Origin of the sequence: Ureibacillus galli (assembly GCF_014836845.1) — a bacterium.
GTDB lineage: Bacteria > Bacillota > Bacilli > Bacillales_A > Planococcaceae > Ureibacillus > Ureibacillus galli.
On sequence record NZ_JACSQA010000029.1, the window covers coordinates 16414 to 40762 of the forward strand.

At 34.8% G+C, this 24349-nt stretch carries 21 protein-coding genes; 8 read left to right on the forward strand and 13 right to left on the reverse strand.

Annotation, left to right across the window (positions count from 1 at the left end):
• Nucleotides 1–379 precede the first annotated feature (379 nt).
• Nucleotides 380–970 (reverse strand): YdhK family protein, encoded by a 591-nt coding sequence (locus H9636_RS15325; RefSeq protein WP_191708444.1) that lies wholly within the window; start codon nt 968–970, stop codon nt 380–382.
• A 727-nt stretch (nt 971–1697) separates the two neighbouring features.
• On the opposite strand from H9636_RS15325, the gene H9636_RS15330 reads away from it, so the two are divergent.
• From H9636_RS15330 to H9636_RS15340, 3 genes are all read left to right on the forward strand, one after another.
• Entirely contained in the window at nt 1698–2027 is a 330-nt protein-coding gene (locus tag H9636_RS15330; protein ID WP_225230267.1) for a DUF485 domain-containing protein, read from the forward strand.
• A complete protein-coding gene (locus H9636_RS15335) occupies nt 2024–3568 on the forward strand; it encodes a solute symporter family protein (RefSeq protein ID WP_191708446.1) in 1545 nt (514 codons plus the stop codon). The genes H9636_RS15330 and H9636_RS15335 overlap by 4 nt, the downstream gene beginning before the upstream one ends.
• Nucleotides 3569–3682: 114 nt before the next feature.
• A complete protein-coding gene (locus H9636_RS15340) occupies nt 3683–3898 on the forward strand; it encodes a hypothetical protein (protein ID WP_191708447.1) in 216 nt (71 codons plus the stop codon).
• 95 nt (nt 3899–3993) lie between these two features.
• Here the strand turns inward: H9636_RS15340 and parC are convergent, their stop codons facing one another.
• The gene (gene parC, locus H9636_RS15345) at nt 3994–6435 is read right to left on the reverse strand and encodes a DNA topoisomerase IV subunit A (RefSeq protein WP_191708448.1); all 2442 of its coding nucleotides are present in this window, start codon (nt 6433–6435) and stop codon (nt 3994–3996) included.
• Nucleotides 6432–8408, reverse strand: coding sequence for a DNA topoisomerase IV subunit B (parE, locus tag H9636_RS15350; RefSeq protein ID WP_318241036.1), 1977 nt, complete (start codon nt 8406–8408; stop codon nt 6432–6434). The genes parC and parE overlap by 4 nt, the downstream gene beginning before the upstream one ends.
• A gap of 374 nt (nt 8409–8782) precedes the next feature.
• Between parE and plsY the strand changes: the two genes are divergently transcribed.
• Together plsY and H9636_RS15360 are read left to right on the forward strand one after the other, a co-directional pair.
• Nucleotides 8783–9385 (forward strand): glycerol-3-phosphate 1-O-acyltransferase PlsY, encoded by a 603-nt coding sequence (gene plsY / locus H9636_RS15355; protein ID WP_191708450.1) that lies wholly within the window; start codon nt 8783–8785, stop codon nt 9383–9385.
• A 34-nt stretch (nt 9386–9419) separates the two neighbouring features.
• Nucleotides 9420–9710: a HesB/YadR/YfhF family protein gene (locus tag H9636_RS15360; protein ID WP_191708451.1), complete on the forward strand. Its 291-nt coding sequence runs from the start codon at nt 9420–9422 to the stop codon at nt 9708–9710.
• A gap of 79 nt (nt 9711–9789) precedes the next feature.
• Here the strand turns inward: H9636_RS15360 and H9636_RS15365 are convergent, their stop codons facing one another.
• Together H9636_RS15365 and H9636_RS15370 are read right to left on the reverse strand one after the other, a co-directional pair.
• Complete coding sequence (locus H9636_RS15365) at nt 9790–10179, reverse strand: DUF3221 domain-containing protein (RefSeq protein WP_191708452.1); 390 nt, start codon at nt 10177–10179, stop codon at nt 9790–9792.
• 179 nt (nt 10180–10358) lie between these two features.
• Nucleotides 10359–12416 carry a thioredoxin domain-containing protein gene (locus H9636_RS15370; protein ID WP_191708453.1) on the reverse strand — a complete coding sequence of 686 codons (2058 nt, stop codon included), beginning with the start codon at nt 12414–12416 and terminating at the stop codon, nt 10359–10361.
• Nucleotides 12417–12607: 191 nt separating this feature from the next.
• Here H9636_RS15370 and H9636_RS15375 point away from each other — a divergent pair, with 191 nt between their 5' ends.
• Nucleotides 12608–13039, forward strand: a complete 432-nt coding sequence (locus H9636_RS15375) for an NUDIX hydrolase (protein WP_318241037.1) — start codon at nt 12608–12610, stop codon at nt 13037–13039.
• Between the two features lie 25 nt (nt 13040–13064).
• On the opposite strand, the gene H9636_RS15380 is transcribed toward H9636_RS15375, so the two are convergent.
• Complete coding sequence (locus tag H9636_RS15380; protein ID WP_191708455.1) at nt 13065–13637, reverse strand: flavodoxin family protein; 573 nt, start codon at nt 13635–13637, stop codon at nt 13065–13067.
• Nucleotides 13638–13815: 178 nt separating this feature from the next.
• Between H9636_RS15380 and H9636_RS15385 the strand changes: the two genes are divergently transcribed.
• The gene (locus tag H9636_RS15385) at nt 13816–14712 is read left to right on the forward strand and encodes a 3-hydroxyacyl-CoA dehydrogenase (protein ID WP_191708456.1); all 897 of its coding nucleotides are present in this window, start codon (nt 13816–13818) and stop codon (nt 14710–14712) included.
• Nucleotides 14713–14753: 41 nt separating this feature from the next.
• On the opposite strand, the gene H9636_RS15390 is transcribed toward H9636_RS15385, so the two are convergent.
• Complete coding sequence (locus H9636_RS15390; RefSeq protein ID WP_191708457.1) at nt 14754–15398, reverse strand: glycoside hydrolase family 25 domain-containing protein; 645 nt, start codon at nt 15396–15398, stop codon at nt 14754–14756.
• Nucleotides 15399–15574: 176 nt separating this feature from the next.
• Between H9636_RS15390 and H9636_RS15395 the strand changes: the two genes are divergently transcribed.
• Complete coding sequence (locus H9636_RS15395) at nt 15575–16495, forward strand: oxidoreductase (RefSeq protein ID WP_191708458.1); 921 nt, start codon at nt 15575–15577, stop codon at nt 16493–16495.
• 44 nt (nt 16496–16539) lie between these two features.
• Here the strand turns inward: H9636_RS15395 and H9636_RS15400 are convergent, their stop codons facing one another.
• The 6 genes from H9636_RS15400 to H9636_RS15425 form a co-directional block, all read right to left on the reverse strand.
• Nucleotides 16540–18123 carry an amidohydrolase gene (locus H9636_RS15400; protein ID WP_191708459.1) on the reverse strand — a complete coding sequence of 528 codons (1584 nt, stop codon included), beginning with the start codon at nt 18121–18123 and terminating at the stop codon, nt 16540–16542.
• A gap of 173 nt (nt 18124–18296) precedes the next feature.
• Nucleotides 18297–19136, reverse strand: a complete 840-nt coding sequence (locus tag H9636_RS15405) for a DMT family transporter (protein WP_191708460.1) — start codon at nt 19134–19136, stop codon at nt 18297–18299.
• Between the two features lie 141 nt (nt 19137–19277).
• Nucleotides 19278–20228, reverse strand: a complete 951-nt coding sequence (locus H9636_RS15410) for a VanW family protein (RefSeq protein ID WP_225230268.1) — start codon at nt 20226–20228, stop codon at nt 19278–19280.
• 122 nt (nt 20229–20350) lie between these two features.
• Nucleotides 20351–21469, reverse strand: coding sequence for a Ger(x)C family spore germination protein (locus H9636_RS15415; protein ID WP_225230270.1), 1119 nt, complete (start codon nt 21467–21469; stop codon nt 20351–20353).
• Nucleotides 21470–21474: 5 nt separating this feature from the next.
• Nucleotides 21475–22584: a GerAB/ArcD/ProY family transporter gene (locus H9636_RS15420; RefSeq protein WP_191708462.1), complete on the reverse strand. Its 1110-nt coding sequence runs from the start codon at nt 22582–22584 to the stop codon at nt 21475–21477.
• Nucleotides 22581–24164, reverse strand: a complete 1584-nt coding sequence (locus H9636_RS15425; RefSeq protein WP_191708463.1) for a spore germination protein — start codon at nt 24162–24164, stop codon at nt 22581–22583. Before H9636_RS15425 ends, H9636_RS15420 begins: the two co-directional genes overlap by 4 nt.
• Between the last annotated feature and the right edge of the window lie 185 nt (nt 24165–24349).

Genomic DNA, 24349 nt, shown 5'->3' on the forward strand with positions numbered 1-24349 from the left:
AAGTATACTTATAATAGTGAGACAGAAACGAAAATTTCAAAGACAAGTCTTAAGTTTTAGATTATCTTAACTAAAATAATAAAACCTCAATCAGTTTAAATGATTGAGGTTTTATAAATCTTCTCTTATAAGTTGGTTGAATGATATTTCTATATTGGTGCAATTTGTTCTTTTATTCAATTTGCTGAGTTAACTTAAACTAATCGCTGTATATTTTATTAATTAAAATAATCCTATTATTATATGAAACAATTAAGTTTTACATTTACCTATACTTAATTTCTTATGCAGTTTTAACTTCACTAATTAATAATTACCAAAATATACAAAATATATAATAAAAACACCTTAATAATTTAAGATGTTTTCGAAATAAGAATTATTTAACAGATAGTTCGCTTTCTGTAACCCACTTATGGTTAGTTACGCTTTCACCAGTTGTAGAAGTATAATCAACCATGTAAACAGTTGTTACTTCAGCAGAATCAATCGTTGCGGTTGCTCCATTCATACCTTCCATGTGATCTGCATTAATCTTTACTGTATCACCTGGTTTTAACGGTTCGTTCCCTACTCCATCTAATTCTTCGTGAATGACCCATTTATGATTCAAAACAGGCTTCCCGCCATTTGTAGGTGTGTAGGAAGCTGTGTAAACTGTCGTATCGTAGGCCCCAACGATTGTAGCTTCAGCACCATTCATACCTTCCATATGGTCTGCTTGGATAACCGCTGTACTACCTATTGGATATTTAGGGTTTGTTGATTCTTTTAATCCGTTAGGAATTTGGCCGTCTGTTGAATGATTCATAGTAGAATGATCCATTTCCCCTGAATTTTCAGTATGTTCCGTACTATGCGCGTCATGTCCTGAAGTTTCCTTTGCATCTTCATTCGTATTACCGCCGCATGCAGATAAAGTTAAAGCCGCAGTTAATGAAATAAGTCCAATCATCATTTTATTAGCCATTTTTTTGCCTCCCATTTAATTAGATATTTAACAAATAATCTTTCTATAGTATTCTTTATAAGCTTTATCCAAGCTACATTTGCATACTGTGATGCTATTTTATTTCGAATAAATTTTACCATACCATTGTAGGGTATGTAAAGTGTACACTATTTCCTCTTTATGAATTGGTAAAGTACTTTTTGCCAAACTTAAAAGTTATATACCGTTATTATTTCAATATTTATAGTTCATATTTTGTTCGTTAAAGACAATGATTATATTATTTCTAAAACTTCTTCATTCATCTATTAAAATTAGTATATTTTTATTATAAAAGACTCCAATAATTGTAGATTTTTACCACTATCCTTTTAATAGAATTTCCACATCGCATACTGTTTTTTATTGCAAAATATTTATTCTAGAATATTAAATTTTCGGTATATTCTTATATTAAACGTCCTCTTTTCTACTATGGAAGTTTGTCAATGCTTAATAATTCAAAAATATTCTACTTTAGTCATACTGATACTAACCAACCTTTTAGGCGATTAGTAACTAAAAATTATCGTTTTTCACTATAATTTCTCTATTATTCTTGAATCTCTTTGGAAATATATTATTTTTTTAAGCAAAAAGTATTGCAATTTTGTGAACGAGTAAATACAATGAAAATTGTAAAAACTATGAAAATAGAATTTTACAAACATAATGTAGTAAAAAAGAACAAAAAAGGAGGATGTGTATGGCGGGAAATCAAAACCAACCACCCATTGATTATGACAAAATTGCGGAATTGCAATCTTTTAAACAATTATCAAAAAGGAAAAATAAATTTTTATGGACTCTTACAGCTATTTTCCTAATTATTTACTTGCTATTACCAATTTTGACATCATTCACTGAAATCTTACATCAAAAAGCAATTGGTGAAATTACTTGGGTTTGGATCTACTCTGCTGGTCTATTTGTTATGACTTGGGGACTAGCTCACTTGTATGTATCGAAAGCAAACTCTTACGATAAAGAAGCGAAAGCGATTATCGAGGAGTACGAAAGAGGTGTCAATAAATGAGTGTAACTGCTGTTGTTATGTTCTTAGCGATTGTCGGGTTAACATTAGCTATCACTTGGTGGGCATCAAGAAGAACGAGTACTGCGAGCGATTTCTATACTGCTGGTGGAGGCCTTAAAGGATGGCAAAACGGACTCGCAATTTCAGGAGACTATTTATCAGCTGCCTCTTTCTTAGGTATTGCTGGATCGATTGCGTTAACAGGTTTTGATGGTTTCTTCTTCTCATTAGGTTACTTAGTAGCTTATTTAGTTGTTTTATACATCGTTGCTGAACCATTACGTAACCTTGGTAAGTTTACGTTAGCAGATATGATTTCTGCTCGTTTTGATGCTAAAAAGGTTCGTGGAACTGCTGCTTTAAGTTCAATTGTTATCGTATTATTTTATATGATTGCACAACTTGTTGGTGCAGGGGCACTTATTCAATTATTATTAGGTATTGATTATTGGATGGCAGTACTACTTGTAGGATTTATGATGACAATCTACGTTCTATTTGGTGGAATGACTGCAACTTCTTGGGTACAAATTATTAAAGCATGTTTATTAATGTTAGGTACAGTTATTATTTCATTCTTAGTTTTAGCAAAATTTGATTTCAACATCTTAACTATGTTCTCTGAGATGACAACGGCAACAGATGCTGGACAAGCTTATTTAAATCCAGGTTTAAAATATACTAACGGAATTGATACAATTTCCATGTTAGTTGCTTTAGTATTAGGTACAGCTGGATTACCGCATATTTTAATGCGCTTCTTCACTGTAAAAGATGCTCAAACTGCCCGTTCATCTGTTATTTGGGCTACTTGGATTGTAGGTATTTTCTATGTCTTAACAATTTTCTTAGGATTTGGTGCTGCTGCATTCGTTGGGAAAGAAACGATTGTAGAAGCAAATGCTGCTGGTAACATGGCTGCCCCACTTCTTGCACAAGCTTTAGGTGGAGATATTTTATTCTCATTCGTATGTGCGGTTGCCTTTGCAACAATTTTAGCCGTAGTGGCAGGATTAGTATTATCAGGTGCGTCTGCCCTTTCTCATGATATTTACGGTCAAATTATTAAAAAAGATAAAGTAACTGAGAAAGAGCAAGTTGTTGCAGCTCGTGTAGGTTCAATTATTATTTCTGTTATTTCCATTGTTTTAGCACTAGGAGCACAAACGTTAAACGTCGCATTCTTAGTGTCTTTAGCGTTCTGTATTGCTGCATCTGCAAACTTACCAGTAATTATTTATACAATCTATTGGAAACGTTTCAATACAGCAGGAGCTGTTACGGCAATGTTAACTGGTTTAATTTCAGCATTAGTTCTTGTAGCAGTATCTCCAAATGTTTGGAATCCTGAAGCAGGAAAAGCAATCTTCGTTGGAGATCCATTAATTTTCTTAACGAACCCAGCGATTGTATCAGTTCCTCTAGGATTCTTAGGTGGTTGGATTGGTACTCTATTATCGAAAGAAACTGATGAAGCGAAATATCGTGAAGTAGACGTAAAAGCTCAAACTGGTATTTCTGTTCAAGATGTATCTCACTAATATTCTAAACCTCGAGTTCTAAAGCTCGAGGTTTTTATTTTCCCCTCCCCCTTCCCTTTCTCTGTTTAATTGTATAAAATAGGGAATAACTAATTAAAAATGAGGTGAAATAAATTGGCTACATCAAAGGCTAAGAAGAAACGGTTAAAAACGATGCGTGAACAAGGTAAAGATATAACGTTATTAAGAGGACAGTCGGGCTTTAGTACCCACGAACGCATGACAAAGACAAAACTTGAAACGCTTGAAAAAGGGTATAAAAAACATAAAAGGCATTTCCGTGAGGAGGAAGATCACTCAAATGGAAATGTCTTTTATGTTTTTTTATAGATTAAAGGGTTTAATAAAAAAGTTTCCAATATATTATCATTACATTAAAAAAGGATATGTAAAAGCGTTATGCTTGTACATATCCTTTCGTTTTATTAATTATTTTCTTTCGTTTCATGAGGAATTACTTTTACAAGCATTAATTCACCATCATTTGAAACGTCGATTTTCAATGAGCCATTTGAATAGCGATCAGCTCTTGTTAACGATTTAACTTCAATCGTCTCTTGTACATTATTGTTAGTTTCCAATAATATCGAATCATCGATATTTACGATCTTAACGGTATAAATTCGATGAGGATTTGCTTTTAATTCTTTTAAAACGACTACTCCTCGTTTTGCTCTCGAACTTTTCTCAATTTCAGAGACACTCATTCGTTTAACGGCTCCACGGTGCGTCACGATTATTACATCTTGTTTATCCTGTTGTTCTAATAAGTTTACTGAGATGAGGATATCCCCATCTTTTAAGTTAATCCCTTTTACTCCACCTGTTTTTACACCAGTAACCGGAATTTCTTCAATATCAAATCGTAAGCTATAACTTAAATGACTTGTAAGTAATAGCTCTGTTTGTGTCGTAACTAGGCTAGCAAAAATCATTTCATCGTTATCTTTAATATTCATCGTTTTTATCGGTTTGGAATAACGAGTAACCGAATAATCAGCTAAAGCAGAACGTTTAATTTGTCCCTCTTTTGTTGCAGTAAGAATAAAGACATTTTCTTGATCAAACTTCTCAATACCGATTGCTTGGATGATTTCTTCGTCCTTATCAATAGGAACGATACTAGATATATGTTGTCCTAAATCCTTCCAACGAATGTCAGGTAACTCATGAACAGGCTGATAAATATAATTTCCTTTGCTTGTAAATAACAATAGATGATGTTGTGTATTTAAAGTTTGTTCAAACAATAAATAATCAGAGTCCTTCATTGCGAAATCTTGTCCATTGGAAGCGGCATGAGAACGGGTACTTGTACGTTTCACATAACCATCTTTCGTTACAGTTACGACCACTTCTTCACTTGGAACTAACACATCTAATGTTAGCTTAATTTCCTCAATTTCAGCTTCAATGCTGGACCTGCGTGGTTCTTTAAACTTTTTACGAATTTCTGTTAATTCTGATTTGATAACTTTAATTAATTGTTTATCGTTATTCAAAATATCATTCAGTGCTGTAATAGATTTTTGCAGTTCCTCTTGTTCAGCTCGAAGATCTGTAATATCAGTATTTGTTAAACGATAAAGTTGCAAGCTTACGATAGCTTCTGATTGCACTTCTGTAAATCCGAATTGATTTTCTAAATTCGATTTTGCATCCCGTTTATCTTTAGAAGAACGGATTGTCGCAATTACCTCATCTAAAATTGAAATTGCTTTAATTAAACCTTCTACAATATGTAAACGATCTTTTGCTTTTTGAAGGTCGAAATTAGAGCGTTTAATCACTACATCCTTTTGGTGAGCGATATAGGAATCCAACATTAAAGGTAACGTCATCATTGTTGGACGACGATTATGAATCGCAATCATATTAAAATTATAATTTACTTGTAATTCAGTCGTTTTATATAAGTAATTTAATATCCCTTGACCTTGTACGTCCTTTTTCAGTTCAATCACAATACGAAGCCCAGTACGGTCAGACTCATCCCGTATATCTGCAATGCCTTCTAAACGTTTATCGATACGTTGCTCATCAATTTTTTTCACTAAATTCGCTTTGTTTACTTCATAAGGGAGTTCTGTAATGACAATTTGCTCTTTGCCACCTTTAATTGGCTCAACAGTTGCCTTAGCACGGACGATAATCTTGCCCTTTCCTGTTTCATAGGCCTTTTTAATACCTTCAACCCCTTGAATAATTCCACCTGTAGGGAAATCAGGACCTTTAATAGCGGTCATTAAATCGTCTACACTACAGTTAGGTTTATCGAGACGCATTAAAACAGCGTCTAACGATTCTGTTAAGTTATGGGGTGGTATATCTGTAGCATAACCGGCTGAAATCCCTGTAGAACCGTTTACAAGAAGATTTGGAAATCTTGCAGGTAGAACGGTTGGTTCCATATCTTGATCGTCAAAATTTGGGATGAATTCAACTGTTTGTTTATTAATATCACGAAGCATTTCAGCAGCTATAGCTGATAAACGAGCTTCTGTATAACGCATAGCAGCAGGTGGGTCACCGTCAACGGAACCGTTATTTCCATGCATTTCAATTAACATATGGCGCATTTTCCAATCTTGACTTAAACGCACCATAGCATCATATACAGAAGAATCACCATGGGGATGGAAATTACCGATTACATGACCGACCGTTTTAGCTGATTTTCTAAAAGGTTTGTCAGAAGTATTTCCTTCGTTAAACATCGCATATAAAATACGGCGCTGTACCGGTTTCAGTCCGTCTCGAGCATCAGGTAATGCGCGGTCTTGGATAATATATTTACTATAACGACCGAACCGATCGCCCATCACTTCCTCTAGCGGTAATTCTTGAAATCGTTCGGTTGCCGTCATACTTCTAGTTCCTCCTCATGTTGGATGAATTCGCTATCTAAAATATTCAAATCATCCTCCATACCAAAATCTACATTTGTTTCAATCCACTTACGACGTGGTTCAACTTTATCTCCCATTAACGTTGTTACACGACGTTCAGCCCTTGCTGCATCGTCGATTGTTACTCGGATCAAAGTTCTTGTTTCAGGGTTCATTGTTGTATCCCATAATTGGTCTGCATTCATTTCCCCTAATCCTTTATATCGTTGAAGAATATAACCTTTACCAACTTTATCGATGGCAGCTTGTAACTCTTTCTCTGTCCAAGCATACTCAATGACTTCCTTTTTGCCAGTTCCTTTTGAAACTTTATAAAGGGGCGGTAAGGCGATATACACTTTTCCAGCATCAATCAATGGTCTCATATATTTATAGAAGAAAGTTAAAAGCAGTACTTGGATATGTGCTCCATCCGTATCGGCATCGGTCATAATAATAATTTTATCGTAAGCAGCATCTTCTACGTTAAAGTCTGCCCCAACACCTGCACCGATTGTATGGATGATTGTTGAAATTTCTTCGTTTTTCATAATATCCGATAGTTTTGCTTTTTCTGTATTAATTACTTTCCCTCGTAAAGGTAATATCGCTTGGAATGAACGGTCACGTCCTTGTTTTGCGGAACCACCTGCAGAGTCTCCTTCCACGAGGTACAATTCATTTCTTTTAGCATTTCGAGATTGGGCTGGTGTTAACTTCCCAGATAAGATCGTACTGGACTTTTTCTTTTTACCAGTGCGTGCATCCTCCCTAGCTTTACGAGCGGCTTCACGGGCTTGTTGAGCGCGAATAGCTTTACGTACAAGGGAAGCAGATAGTTCAGCATTTTCTTCTAATACGTATAGCATCTTTTCAGATACAACACTTTCAACTGCAGAACGTGCTTCCATTGTTCCGAGTTTACTTTTCGTTTGACCTTCAAATTGTAATAAATGCTCAGGTATACGAACAGAAATAACCGCAGAAAGACCTTCACGGATATCCGTACCTTCTAGATTTTTTTCTTTTTCTTTTAATAATCCAACTTTTCTTGCGTATTCGTTAAATACACGTGTCATTGCAGATTTTGCTCCCGTTTCATGGGTACCGCCATCACGTGTCCGTACGTTGTTTACAAAGGAAAGTATCGTTTCTGTATAACCGTCATTGAATTGAAATGCAAATTCGACTTCAATATCATCCTGAGTACCTTCTACGTATTTAACAGGATGTAGTACATCCTTTTCCTCGTTTAAATAAGTAACAAAGGCTTCAATCCCATTTTCGTAAAAATAAACGTCCGATTGACCCTCGCCACGTTCGTCAATTAGTTCAATTTTTAATCCTTTTAATAAAAATGCTGATTCTCTTAAACGTTCAGCTAACGTATCGTAATTATATTTCGTAACAGAGAAAATATCTTTATCAGGTAAGAAATGAACGTTAGTTCCTGTTTCCTTTGTTTTCCCAATAACTTCAAGGGTTGTAACCGGTTTCCCTCCATCTTCGAAACGTTGGCGGTATATTTGCCCATCACGATAAATTGTTACTTCTAAATAGGCAGAAAGAGCATTTACAACGGAAGAACCTACGCCGTGTAAACCACCACTTGTTTTGTAACCACCTTGTCCAAACTTCCCTCCAGCGTGCAGAATTGTAAAGATGACTTCAGGCGTAGGTTTACCCATTTTGTGCATACCTGTAGGCATTCCTCGACCGAAATCTCGAACGCTTATGGATCCATCTTCATGGATTCTTACGATGATATGTGATCCAAATCCAGCGAGTGCTTCATCCACTGCGTTATCTACTATTTCATATACTAAGTGATGAAGGCCTCGACCATCTGTGGAACCAATATACATCCCTGGTCTTTTACGAACCGCTTCTAATCCTTCTAATACTTGAATGGCATCGTCATCATATGCGATCCCTGGCTGATTTATTGCCAAATCAAATCCCCTCCAAAATACAAACATCCGTTCTCTATCTATTTTCAATCGTACTGACAAAAGCAAATTATGTCAAATGTCATAAGCTTATTTATTGTATCAAACTACTATCAATCTATACAAACAAACTTCAATTGAAATTATTTTAACGATATTTTGACAAATGAGTAAAGAAAAATCTATAGAGTAAAACTATTCATGATAAATTTTCTTTTTCCTTCTTATAAATCCATTTTCTTTCAAAATATTTTGTTATGATTAAGTATAATCCCTTTTATATAACTTGGAAATATATCTTCCGCATATAATAAAAAAGGTGTAATATTATGATTACAACTATTAGTACCAACTATTAATTTTGAAAGGAACAAGCTATGATTAATGCAATTATTTTAATTTGTGCTTATGTTATCGGGTCAATTCCTTCTGGCCTATGGATTGGCAAAGTTTTTTATAAAACAGATATAAGAGAACATGGTAGTGGAAATTTAGGAGCAACAAACTCTTTCCGTGTTTTAGGAAAGAAAGCGGGTATCGTTGTAACGATTCTTGATATATTAAAAGGAACTGCCGCAACATTACTTCCACTCATACCCTACTTTAATGATGCAACGATTCACCCTTTAATCTTAGGAGCCCTTGCTGTTGTTGGACATATGTTCCCACTTTTTGCAGGATTCCGTGGAGGAAAAGCAGTTGCTACATCTGGCGGTGTTTTGTTAGGCTATGCTTGGCCATTATTTATTATTTTAGTGTTAGGTTTTTTAATTGCATTAAAAGTTACAAAGATAGTCAGTCTCTCTTCGATGCTCGTATCAATCATCGCGCTCATTTATAGCATAATTTATGTGTTTGTTACAGGAGATGTATCATTACTTATTTTAGTCATCATTTTATCAGCATTTATTTTCTACCGTCATCGTGCCAATATTAAACGTATTAAAGAAGGTACAGAGCCGAAAGTAAAATGGATTTAATAAGCTTTTTACCTTATCTGAAAGGATAAAGAAGATGAATATTAATATATCTGAAGATGCACTACTTTGGTTTCAAGAAGAAATGGAAGTTAAAGATGGGGACTATATTCGTTTCTATTCTCGATACGGTGGTTCTTCCCCTTTCCACGAAGGTTTTTCCATTGGGATGAATCGAGAGGAACCTCATGATATTGGAGTAGAAGTGATTGTACAAGGCATCCATTTTTATATCGAAAAGGATGATCAGTGGTTCTTTAATGAACATGACTTAGTTGTTGAAGTCGATAACGAATCGGAAGAACTTAAATATAGTTATTTGAAATAACAATTGTAACCCATATTAAGTACACAAATTCAAAGAAAAATGAGGACCATGGGCAAAAGATTTCCCATGGTTCTTTTATTTAATCTTCGGAAATTTCCAGTTGTTCCACCTTGTAAATAGGAGGATTCGATTCTAGAATTTCGTTATACCATATCCTCACCTTTTGGCCGGATTTTACATGTTCTACAAGAGATTCATTTTTAAAACTTAAAAATAGCACGTTATCATATTTATTTAATAACTCCTTTATAGATAAACCTTTATCCTCATATTGAAAGTTTGTATCTTGAATTAATAAGTGTTTTCCAGAAATTTGATCAAATATAATAACGCCTTCTACACTCGTTTGATTTGGAGCATCATCCCCATTTACGAAAACGGATTCGTTATTATGAGCATTCCCGCAGCTAATTAATAGGGGTAAGAAAATAAAAACTAGAAAAAAATACTTTATAGATCTGATTTTCATTAGCTCACCTTCTTCCGGAACTTTTGTACGTATTGATTTACAATGTTTTTCCTTATTATTTTACCATGCTGTCATTATGTTTTCTAAATGTACGTTATTTCCTTTTGAAGCATCTTAAGTTCTATAAAAAAATAAACCCTTACTTTACATAAGGGTTTAAAAAATGTTTAAAAAAATATTTACTCATTTAACATGTTTTTTGCTTCCTGGATGTCTTGGACAGGCTTATGACAAGAGTAATTTTCACAAATATATATCCATGCTTCATGATCTCCCTTTTGATAGTTTGCAATAAAGGGGGCAATTGTTGACAGTTCATCGGTCTCCTTATTAACTAAATAAGTTATTTCCGGATAGAACTCCTGTTGTAAGTTGTTGATAAATGGTTGTTGTTCCTCTGTTAATTCCCCTAAAATAACAATTTCCTTCCCCTTCATCATAGTTGTTAAATAAGCCATTAACATATAAGCATGTCCCATTGGATAGTTTTGAATGGAATAGGAAAAGGCGGAGAAAATTTTATAAACCATTTCTTCCAATGATGCATTTCCAGTAAACCGCGCAAGTCTTAACATTTGCAATGCGGCTACACTATTTCCAGAAGGTAAGGCCGAATCATAAGCCTCTTTTTGACGAATTAGTAAATCCTCAGCATCTTTTCCATATAAGAAAAATCCACCTTTTTCATGATCCCAAAATAAATCAATCATTTGTTCCGTCAATTTTTGTGCTTTCGTTAAATAGTTGACGTCGAATGTGGCCTCATATAATTCTATATAAGCCCACAATAAATAAGCATAATCATCAATAATACCTAGTTCTTTCACTTCCCCATCTCGATACCGAATCATTAATCGCTCCGAAACAAATAAATTTGTTTCAATGAATTCAATCGCTTTTATCGCTTTTGTTAAATATTCTTGATGTTGAAAAACACGAGCGGCCTTCGCTAGTGCAGCAATCATCAATCCATTCCAAGAAGTAATCATTTTATCATCTTTATGGGGAGGGATTCGCTTTTTTCGATGTTCAAACAATATTTTCCGCGCTTTTTCTAAACGAGCTAACAATTCGTCAATACTTAAAACATTTTGATCAGCTAGCTGGGGTAAAGACACTTCAATTAAATTTGGAATGTTCTTTCCTTCAAAATTACCATCTTCCGAAATACCATAGGCTGCACAAAATAATGTGCCAAGCTGGTCACCTAATAAAGACAACACTTCTTCATAAGACCACACATAATATTTTCCTTCTTCCCCTTCCGAATCCGCATCTTCAGCAGAATAAAAGCCGCCTTCAGGAGATGCTAAATCACGAAGTACATATTGAATGGTGTCTTTAGCGACTTTTTCCGAGTCTTCTGATTTTGTCACTTGATAACATTCAGTATAAGCAATTGTTAATAGGGCGTTATCATATAACATTTTTTCAAAGTGCGGAACTAAAAATTCCTCATCGGTAGAATATCTAGCAAAACCAAAGCCGATATGGTCATAGATACCGCCCCTTTCTAACCCATCTAATGTTTTTACAACCATGTTCAACGCTCTTTCATCTTTTGTATAGTAATAATACCGAAGTAAAAACATATGTTGATGGGGTGTTGGAAACTTTGGAGCAGTACCAAATCCACCATAAGTTTCATCAAAAGTACTTAAAAATGAACGAAACCCGTTTTCCACTGCTAATTCGGAAATGGTTTCTTCGGCTTCCAATTGAATTGTCTGATGAAGAGCAGTTTGGACTTGTTTAGTAACGTCTTCAATTTGTTTCTTATCCTTTTTATAAATAGCATATAGCTGGGTTATTACCTCTTTTATGCCTGGCATTCTTGGTCTACTTTCTTTTGGAAAATACGTACCTGCATAAAATGGAACTTTATCTGGAGTTAAAAATAAATTTAACGGCCAGCCACCATGACCGTTCATTAACTGACATACCGTCATATAAACAGAATCAATATCTGGTCGCTCTTCTCGATCGACTTTAATCGCAATAAATCGTTCATTAATTAGTGAAGCTACTTCCTCATCCTCAAAGCTTTCTTTCTCCATTACGTGACACCAATGGCAAGTACTATATCCGATACTTAAAAAAATCGGTTTATCCTCACGTTTTGCTTTTTCAAATGCTTCCTCTCCCCACGGAAACCAGTCAACTGGATTATAAGCATGTTGAAGCAAGTAAGGTGATTTTTCATTTATTAATCGATTTGGATTTTTATTTGTTGACATCGGATCACCTCTTTTAAAGAATTTACTATTACTTTACCCATAAAATTTAAAACCAAAGCATCATTGAACAAAATGGAAATTTTCAACGTTTTTTAAGGAATGAAAGGCTTTTTTATGAGAGGTATGGAATTGATAAGTAAGAAGAATTTGAACATAAACAAGTGAGGTACAAAATGGAGTATTATAAAACGTTGAGAAAATATGTTGGTCATCAGCCAATTATATTACCAGGCTCGGTAGTAATTATTGTCAATGAACAGAAAAACATTCTTTTACAACAAAGGTTAGATGGAAGATGGGGATTACCGGGAGGGTTAATGGATTTGGGAGAAAGCTTTGAACAAGTAGCTTGTAGAGAAGTGTTTGAAGAGACCGGATTAACAATTCATCATTACAAATTGCTTGGTGTCTTTTCCGGAGAAGAATATTTTTGTCGACTATCAAATGGAGATGAATTTTATTCAGTAACAGCTGTTTTTATCTCGAAAGATGTTACAGGTTACTTAAAAAGCAATAATGAATCACTATCCCTCCAGTATTTCCCTTCTTCCAATCTTCCTATCAATATGAAGTTAGAATACCGACGATTTATTGAGCCATTTATGGAAGAAATCATGAAATAACATAAAAAAGAGTTGATTCAAACGATCAACTCTTTTCTTTCTCTATAGCTTTGAATTCGCCTTCTAATGCAGTTTGCATGAGAATGGCATTTGCAATTGCTTTAGTATCTTTTTGAATATCCCCTGGTTGACTTGCTTTACCAATAACGTATCCTGCGAAGGTCATTCCAAAGAAGTCAAAAATGTATTGGAATTGTTGAATTAAAGGAAGTGCTTTAATGGAAGGGTTATCCCCTCCAACTGCAATAACAAATGCTTTCTTTTTTGATAAATCTTCTCTAAAATTCGGTAAGTTTTTATCCCGTAATGTTTGGGACCAACGATCGATAAATAACTTCATCGTACCACTCATACTGTACCAATAAACGGGGGTAGCAAAAACAAGAACGTCATGTTTTAAAACTCGTTCAATTACGGTATTATAATCATCCATCACTTGTTGAAATCCGGCTTCTGTATGTCGTTCATCTTTAATCGGTAAAATGTTATAATCCCGCAAATAAATTTTCTCAACAGGAAGGCCACTTACTACATACTCCGTTAACCATTCTGTATTCCCCTTATCTCTCGTACTTCCGTATATAACCGCAATAGACATACATTCACTCTCTCCTTTAGTAGCATCATATTCCCGCTGGTCAGTCGAAAGAACTTTATTTTTTGAAACTTATTTCCCCCCTTTAGAAAAGACATTTCGAAATCTGTTTAAAAAATAGCAACATGTCAATCATGGAAAATGAACAAATGATTTCGAAAAACAATTTGGGGGTCAACGAATGAATTTTAAACATATTACTGTAGCAGGTAGTGGCGTATTAGGAAGTCAAATCGCCTTTCAAACAGCATTTAAAGGATTTCAAGTTGCCGTATATGATATTAATGAAGAAGCAATTGATCGAGCGAAAAACCGGATGATGAATTTGAAAGTACGTTATCAAGAAGATTTAAAGGCGACGGAAGAAGAAGTAAATTTAGCTTATAACCGTATGTCCTTCCATACGGATTTAGCGGAAGCGGTAAAAGATGCTGATCTTGTTATTGAAGCTGTACCTGAAATTGTCGATGTGAAAATGAAATTTTATGAACAATTGAGTCAAGTAGCGCCTGAGAAGACCATTTTTGCAACTAATTCATCGACAATGTTGCCAAGTCAATTTGCAGAAGCAACTGGCAGACCGCATAAATTTTTAGCACTTCATTTTGCGAATGAGATTTGGTTAAACAACACTGCGGAAATAATGAAACATCCGAATACAGAAAAATCGGTCTTTGAACTGGTAATTGACTTTGCAAAAGCGATTGGTATGGTAGCCCTCCCATTGCAGCGAGAACAGCCTGGATATATTTTAAACTCGTTACTAGTGCCATTTTTAGAAGCCGCTCAAATGTTGCTAGTGAAAAAAATTGCCGATGTTGAAACGATAGATAAAACTTGGATGATCGCTACTGGAGCTCCGAGAGGTCCTTTTGCCATTTTAGATGTGGTTGGCATTAATACAGCTTATAATATTGCCAATGCTAAAGGTGAAGCGGGTCATGAAGAGTTTAAAAAGTTAGCAAATTACCTGAAATCTGAGTATATCGAAAAAGGAAAACTTGGTGCTGAAACAAAACAAGGATTTTATTCTTATCCAGATCCTAGTTACTTGCAACCCGGATTTTTAGAAAAATAAAAAACGATGGGCGACACATTTTGACGAGTGTCGCCCAATTTTTAGTAAAGCATCGGCAATAATCTACTATCTATTAAATTGGTGTTGATTGGTAGTTCTTCTGCATCTCTTCCATATTGCCAAGCCCAAACGTTTGCATCACAATTTGGCGTTGTTGGCTCAAAATTCGGAGCATCTTCCTCGTTTGTTACTCCGGTATGTGGCTCAGTACTCCACAATACCGCTTGATTTGCTACTCGGCGATCTTGATCAGCAGCTTGACAATAAGCTTCTTCAAAAGAACCGTCAATTTTGTATAAAAAGCCTGGTTTATAATCTGTATTATATAAATAGCCTACATAACCCTTAATCCAGCCACTATCCACTTCTAAATTTCCCATTCGGGCAAAAATAATTGTCCCTTTTTTAATTCCTAAACGTTTCGCGTGGTATGCAGCGTTCATTGCTACAACTTTCGCATGACTTTCTCCAACCGCCTGTCGGAAATCGTTGTAAATAGGAAGTATTTTTGTATCGCTATTATGAAGAAGTTCAATTTCATTTTCTGTTAATCCTTCAACTGAGCCTTCTACCCGTGTTAAGTATCTTCCCCAAAATTCCGGTTTCCCATATGTTGATTGAACGGAATGATATAACTCATTCGTGACTGGTTGAGAAGAGTCTACACCCCAATGATAACTAACCATTTGCGTACCTCTTTTCTAATAATTTTCCATAAAAACTTTACCTTCCCTACAAAACAATGCTGAGATTTCTTCTGTTTTTCCATTTAAAACATATAATAGAACATAATTTACTAGACATTTGACCAGTATTTATATCTCCATCTAATTATATGAAACAGGTAAGGAGTGTGTGATAGATGACTAGAGAATGGACAAAATCAAATATTCGTGACTTATCAGGAAAAGTAGCAATTGTCACTGGAGCTAACAGTGGTATTGGTTATGAAACATGTTTAGCCTTGGCGGAAAATTACGCCACGGTAGTCCTTGCGGTACGAAATGTCAATAAAGGCTTTGAGGCAGTCGATAAAATAAAGGCAGTATTCCCTAATGCGGATATTCATGTTTTACAACTAGATTTAAATGAATTAGAAAGTATAAGAGAATTTTCTCAACAATTCAAACAAAAGTTTCGTTCTTTATCTATCCTGATTAATAACGCAGGAATCATGGTTCCCCCTTATCGTGTGACAAAGGATGGATTTGAATCTCAATTTGGGGTAAATTATCTCGGTCATTTTGCTTTAACGGGCTTATTATTAGATCTTATCATCGCTACTCCAGATTCAAGAGTGATTTCATTAGGTAGTTTAGCTGCCCATAAACAAAAACCGGAATTTAAAGAATTTATCGGGACTAAAAAGAAATATAAAAAATTTAAAAGTTATGGTCAGAGTAAATTGGCGTGTATGTTTTTTGCAAAGGAACTTCAATATCGTTTCCGATCCCGAAATGTGGATTCCAAAAGTATTGCCTGTCACCCCGGTATTGCTCAAACATATTTATTTGCTAAAGGATCTCGAAAGTTGACGAAAAGATTAACCCGCGCATCTTTAAAATTGATTGGACAGAGCGCGGAAGAAGGGGCTTATCCTATTTTGTATGCTGCTACTGAACCTTCTGTAAGGGGTGGGGAATATATTGGGCCAGATGGTAGAAAGGGAATAAAAGGTTATCCAACGGAATTAGATATATTGGATGAGTTATTTGATGAAAATGTTTCAACAAATTTATGGTTACTTTCGGAAGGTTTAACGGGAGTGAAGTACCCATTTTAAACATTAAAATCTCCCCTGCCGTTAGCAGACAGAGGAGATTTTAATCATGATTGTGTTTTAAATACAATTCGCCCGGCAACAACCGTTTGAACTGCAGTTGCCTTTAACATATCTTCCGAAGTTCCTTCAAATAAATCTCGGTCAAAGATGGAAAAATCAGCATCATATCCCGGTTTTATTAATCCGCGCTCTTGTTCTTTTCCGATAGCTTGAGCGCTACCAACCGTATAAGCCCGTATTGCTTCAAAGCGACTTAACTTTTCAGCAGGAATGTATCCTTCATGCTCATCCTTTGGCTTTTTCCGTTCTACTGCAGCATAAATTGAAGCGATTGGATCGATATCTTCAACTGGCGCATCTGTTCCTGCTGCACACATTAAACCACGATCTATTAATGTTTTCCAAGCGTAAGCGTATTTTAAACGTTCTTCTCCAAGTCGATCGATTGCCCAAGGGAAATCAGAAGGTACAAAGGCTGGTTGTAAATCCAAAACAACTGGCAAAACCATCATCCGCTGTATCAATTGCTCGTTTAATACGCAACAATGTATTAGGCGGTCCCGTTTTCCATTAGGTGCAGGGTATTTTTCGATTACATTTAATACTTGTTCAGCAGCAGCATCTCCAATAATATGGACCGCAATCGCTTCATGATATTTTCGAGCAAGTTTCACTAAACTTTCTAACTGCTCATCGGAATGAATAAATAATCCTTTATTGTTTGGATTATCTGCATAAGGTTCGATTAATGCAGCTGTTGAACCACCTAATGCCCCATCGATGAAAATTTTCATCGCACCGGGCTCGATAAATGGATCATCAAATCTTACATTTGACTCCATCATTTCTTCAAAAACCGTGTGGTGTCGTAATAAGTTAACCCGAAAATGATGTTTCTCCCCCACTACTCTTTCGTAGGCAATTAAAGGATTTTTAAAGTTTCCAAAATAGCTCATATCTTCACTATGACCACCAGTTAATCCTTTAGACAACATATCATCAATGGATAAATTTAGGGCATCAACTAAATATTGAATGTAGCTATCTCCTTCTTTCGGAATAGCGTTCGAAACAAGAGTCGTTGCTTGATCATAAAGCAGTCCGTTCAGCTGGCCATTTGCATCTCGACCAATTTCACCTCCAGCTGGGGATGGTGTTGTTTTTTCAATTCCTCCTGCTCTAAGAGCCGCTGTATTTCCTAATGCTACATGGTGGCAAACACGAGTTAATAGAATGGGCTCTTTTCGAATGTTATCTAGCTCTTCTAAAGTGGGAATCCGTTTATCTATGAAATTATTTTCATTCCAACCTTCTCCAAATAACCATTTGTCTGATGGTGTAGTTTGGGCAGCCTCTCTCACTAAGTCGAGCATTTCTTCTGCAGAAGTAGCCTTTGATAAATCTAAACGAAGGAGTTTTTCCCCTTGGAATAAAATATGTAGATGGCTATCGACAAATCCTGGATACATCGCATTTCCTTGTAGATCAATCAATTCATCAGCTCGATTTTTTAGTTCATCCACAGTTCCAACGGCAATAACTTTTTCATTTTCAACAAGTACAGCCTCAACGGTTTCCTGCTCTCTTTCCATCGTATAGATGGGTCCTCCAAACCAAAGCTTTTTCATCTTTATAAACCCTCCTGTTCTAAAAATATTTTGCCATTTCCTTTTCTTTCTAATTTTATTATGCAATTGAAATGTGGATTGCTCAAGATAATTTCGATTCCATTTTTATTATTCCAATAAAAAAACACCTTCAAAATGAATGAAAGGTGTTCGTGTAAATAGAAAAATTATTGTTATATTTTTGTCAGAATAATTCCTAATACAGCAGATAATACGCCTACTACTTGGTAGGAACGTAATCGTTCTTTAAAGATCCAACAGCCCCCTAATACAACAACTAAACAACTTAAACTGACAATGGGAAAAACAATACTCGCTGTTCCTGTATTTAATGCAAAAAAATAACAACTATAACCGAAAATACTAAATAACCCAACTAATGTTCCAGATTTTAGTTCGGCCTTTTGCCAATTTTCCCGAGCTAATAAGCTATTAATACATAGATAAATGGCTCCTCCACCATACATACATATTAACGTATTTAAAGAATCGATATGTAAGTAAGAAGATGTTTTCATTAATATCCCTAATACTCCAAATGAAAAAATTGCGAACAAAATTCGGGACAACCAAGGCATGTACTGTATACTACCTCCACTGGCTTGGGGTGAATATTGGATTAAGATTGCAGAACCAAGTATGACGATTATCCCTACCCATTGTAAAATTGTTATATGTTCATTAAAAATAAGTGCTGCACTTAAAATCGGAATAATCGTATTAACACTAACTAAAGGAGAAGTAAGACTAGCAGGTCCCTTTTCGAAAGCTTTCGACATTTGAATATTGCCGTTTGCATTTAAAATTCCAATGACTGCCCCTAATATCATCGTGATTATATCCATTTGATGGATACCAGAAATAACCGCATAGGAAGCAGTTAAAATAAAAGCAACTAAGTAAAAGACAAATTGAATATGTATTTTTGATAGGCCGTTTGTCGTACTCCATTTAAAGATCATGTTATTCGTACCAAAACAAATCATCGTAATGAATGCTGCAACAATCCACATATAAATCCTTCTCTCTATTTATTTGAATTTATTCTATTACGTTAAACCACTATTTTACAATAGGATTTTCGATAGATTATAAAAAATAGTGAGAAAATAAAAAAAGTCTGTAAGACACAGACTTTATTGTTATGAAATTTATTAGCTAAACTCATGTTTTAAAATGTGTTCGTATTCTTTTGAAGTTTTAATTTGTATAGTAATTGCTCCTTGTTGATAGTAACTTTTAATAATGAATGGGACACCTGTCGTATTTTGAAATTGAAAATCAAGTCCACCGAAGGACACGGTAGCGTCCCTTCCCTTAGGTACATATCCTACCTCTTTTGAATGGTGGTGACGTTCAAGAATTTTTAATTCTAGCTGATCCACAGCGTTAAATAAAGTAGAGGAAGTTTGACATATCCCTCCACCGATTCCCATCACCATTTTTCCCTTTATAATTTCTGGTGCCATTTGATATCCTGATGCGACATCTCTTGGACCAACGACAGAGTTAAATGAAAATATATCACCATTTCCTAAAATAACATTATTTATTGCCATCGCGGAAAGTTCGATATTTTTACTTCGCCCGGAATGATAAGATTTAAAGTATGTCGTATACGTAGCGAGTACTACCTCATTAAAATGAGGAACGTCATTTTCACTATAATCACTTTCTGTAAAAATGATAGGGATTTCAACTAAACCGCCAGTAAAGGAAAGGTCTATAATTTTATCAACAAGTTCCTTTTCATTTACAGTGATTAACGGTCTACCTTTTATTACTCTCCCTTTTTCATCAATTCGATCTAATAACATTGGTTTATTGTAACCGATATGATTGTTTGTTCCATTTGCAAACTCATGAACCCAGTTTTCGATTTCGTTTCGATAGGACTCTATATTCGTGATTAATTGATAAATGTCTGGAGTGAATTTTTTCACGACTATTTTCGTTTCTGGATCAATGACGCTAATCGTTTTACCATCCGTTAGTTCGTCTTGAAATAAATCGAATTCACCTGCTTTTGAAACATTTGGCGAAATATAAAAGCTTAAGAAAATTGTAAAAACAATGATTAAACAAACGTTTTGTTTTTTCATCATGATAAAATCAAACCTCACCATAAATTGAAATATGTATCTTTATTTATCGTTCCCCAAACGACTTTAAATATGAAATGAAAAAAACATCCGATAAAGGGAGATTCCATTTACCAGATGTTTTGTTATTCTACTACACCGCTTCGAATAATTTCGGTCTCTATTTTTACATTAACCTTCATTTTCGGATACAACTCGTGCCATTTTTCTTCTGTCAATTTAGCGTCTCTAACCTGGGCATGAAAGTGTTCACCGAATCCAAAAATGTCGGAATTTACTTCTTGGCTATATTTAATAATTCTTGTTATTTCAGATTCGATTTTTTTATTCATGGCCTCTTCAATTTTTTCTGTAACTTTTTGATCCCCTATCGCAAGACTCGAATGGATTTCTAATAACCGGCAGTCTAACGTAATAGTTAAATCAATTTCATTTTTACTATGGTCCATTACTTTTATTTTTCTCTTAGAATTAATAGCATCAATTGCTATCGGAAAATTTTTTGGCGGATGTTTTGGCTTGTTTTTAGTACTATCCGCTAAATCAGCTGGTAAGATAAGTTGGAGTGTGCCGTCATTAATATTCTGACGAATTAGTAAAACATAAAAAGAATCGGAAGCAGGAAGCATACCTACCATTGTCCCACCTTGGAAAAGTGCAATACCACTCATATCGATATATTCCCCTTCTTTTTTAACAACTGGTAAGGTAAAGTCACGTAAAGGGGAATAAATATCACGTACAACTTCATGTAAAGTAGAAGAGATCATTTGTTGTTGTTTTATATTATGATCCATTAAATTAAATACATGCTGTCCAATATCTGTGATGTTAGGATATTCACTTTCCAATAAATTTTTAGATGTTCCTTCTACAACACCTAAATAAATACTCGTCGTGATTTCTGAATTCATAGCGAGGGTATGAATCGCTTCTCCTATCCCTTCCTCTGCTAATTCATCGCCGAACAAAACAACACGTAATTGTCCTGCCATTAACGTTTTAGCTGTTTTTAAATCGGCTTTAACTCTTGTCCCTTTACTTGTTTTTGCTGTTTCAGAGTGTATTTCGACACTACTTTCAAATTCAGGATTAATTTGACGGACAACCGTTGTTGCATCAATTTGATCATCTTCTATATCATAACCAATTAATGTAACTAAACTAATTCTCTCAAGAAGCCGGTATTCGGTACAGGCAGCGAGAAACAAACCTGCAGTGACGAACAATAATAACCCTTTCATATATTTCAATTCGTTCGCTTCCTTTTGAGGAGACTTTTTTTAATCAAAGCGATTAAATAAATGAACAAAGGATAAACAAATACAATGATAAAGCCAAATTGAGAAAAAATATCATTAATGGAGTTAATTTGAGTACGCGACTTAATAAACAACATGCAAATTAAAATAATAGATGAAAATATCCATATAAACTTTTTAGCGCTAATATTAAACATCCGGATGACACCCCGATGTGCGGACCAAGCAAAAAGGCATAGGTTTGGTAAAATGATTATCATCCATAAACAAATGGTAATAATCTCAACCCTCTCTATAAAAGGAAATTTAATAATACTAAATAAGTTTAAAGTTGCCCAAATCGTTTTTTCTAATTGCGGTCCACTAAAATAAGTAAGGGTAATCAACATAATCGCAAGATAAAGAATCAATGTAGCTAATAAGCTAAGATGAGCATATTTTTGAACCTTATTTTTCTCCTTTACATATGGATAAACTACATTAATAATTTCAAATCCAATAATTGTAAAAGTCATTGAATAAGCACCTTTAAGAATGTCCTTTATTGGGTTATCAAATACTGGGAGCAGTTGATTTATATCTGAATATTTCATTGGGATAAATAGTATGGAAGGCACCCATAACGTAAAGATGAAACTAAAAAAACAAATTCCAGCTATCACACGAAATCCACCGTTAAAGGCATAAATAACGACAATGAGTAGTGAAGCACCTAAAAATGTCGATGATAAATTTGGGAAAACCCAAACATTAATGACTTCAATGTAATTTTTTATGTTAACTAGAAAGGCGAAGCTGTAATAAAAAATATAAATACAATTAAAAATGTTCCCTATCAATTTACCAAAGATTTCTTCATGGATCCCGTATAAATCGTTGGATGGAAACATTTCAAGGGTTTTAATCATGATAAATATTAAAAAGTGGGCAAAGACAAAACTGATTAAAATGGATATCCATGCATCCTGCTTTGCATCTTGATAAATCAATCTTTGAAAGCCATGGATTCCAACCCCAATTTGACAGGCATTCACGATAAAAAAGAGAAGAGGTGCATTAATTAACTGACTTTCATTTACAGGAAGAGCATTTTTCACTCTATCACCTTCTCTTTGTTTTCAGGGGTTAAATTTTGGGCTGTATCTTGATTCTGCTTTTGGTTGTTTTTATTATTATTCTTTTTTTGTTTGTTTTTTTGAATCTCTTTCCGACTTCTGGAATTGACAGAATGCTTACTTATATAAGGCAATGGTAAGCGGACAATACTATCTGGCCAATCCCGTAATCTTGGAGGATAGAATGGTGCTAAGTAAGGTGCACCTAAGCTTGATTGTTTTAATAAATGGATAAGCAAAAAGCAAAATGCTAACATAATCCCGTAATAGCCCCAAAAGCCTGCTAACACAATGATTGGGAATCGAATAATTCGTATTACGTTACCCATCATATAGTTTGGTGTTGTAAAGGAAGCTAACGCACCAAGTGCAACAATAATTATTAAAATATTACTCGTTATACCTGCTTGAACTGCAGCTGTTCCAATGACAATACCACCAACGATACCAATTGTTTGTCCAACTTTAGTTGGTAATCTAGCTCCTGCTTCCCTTAATAGTTCAATAACTAATTCTAAAAATAGTGCTTCAATAATGGGAGGAAAGGGAACAATTGCCCTCGATTCACTTAATGGAACTAGCATCGGTTGTGGTATAACTTCATAATGGAATGTTAAAGATGCGACATAAATAGGTGTGAAAAAAGTTGAAACGATTACGGCGATAAATCTAAGTATCCGTATAAAGGATGCAATCGGCCAACGTAAATTTTGGTCTTCCCTACTTTGGAAAAATTCTAAAAAAGTAAAAGGACAAATTATCCCCATGGAACTTCCGTTAACAATAATTCCAACTTTTCCTGTTAATAAGCCATCACAAAAACGGTCAGGGCGTTCGGTTAATAGGGTTTGTGGGAAAATAGAACTGGAACTGTCATCTAATAGTTCCGATAATATGGCACTGTCGATTAAATCCGCAATGTCAAGATCCTCAATTCTTTGACGGACTGTATTGACATGTTTTTCATCTACAATGCCATGAATATAGAGAACTGATACGGTAGTTCTCGTTTCTTTTCCGAGGGTAAACTGCTCATTACATAAATTAGGATTGGAAATAAATCTGCGAATGAGAGAAATATTCGTATTAATACTTTCATTAAAACCTACTTGTGTCCCAATTACTTGTGATTCATTTTCCGGGGCAGATAAACTCCGCTTCTCGAAGGAAGGAATTTTAGAAATGAGAATTTCGGAGTAACCATTTATATGAATTAATACCCCACCTATTAACATTTCATCGATACTTTTCATCATTTCGTTAAACACGTCAACTTCTGGTATTGAAAGCCGTTCTCGAAGGGTACTTGGTGTTTCTTGTGAAGTATCCTCAAAGCGACTTAAAATTTTTTCATTTAATGATTGAGTATCGACTAATCCGTCGATAAATGCAATCGTAATATTGTTTGTAACATATCGAATGACTAAATCAGCTGGGGAATGGACAATTTTATTCAATTCATCTATAAAATCATTTTTAAACGGTGAAATAGGAATCTTTGGCGGATTATATTTTGGTTTTTCTTCGTTCGGTTGGATTTTTTGCTTTATCTTTTTAAACATAATGTTCTCTCCAATTTCTATCTTATAAATAGAATTGTCCTTAAAGTGTTAAACTATACTAGTTTCCCTCTATTCAGCCGTTATAAAAAAAGGCAACTTTTTCGTGAATTGAACTGAACCCCAAATAGTGGACACTTTAAAAAAAGTGGACCTATTCGGGGTTTTTCTATTTTCTTCAATGAACT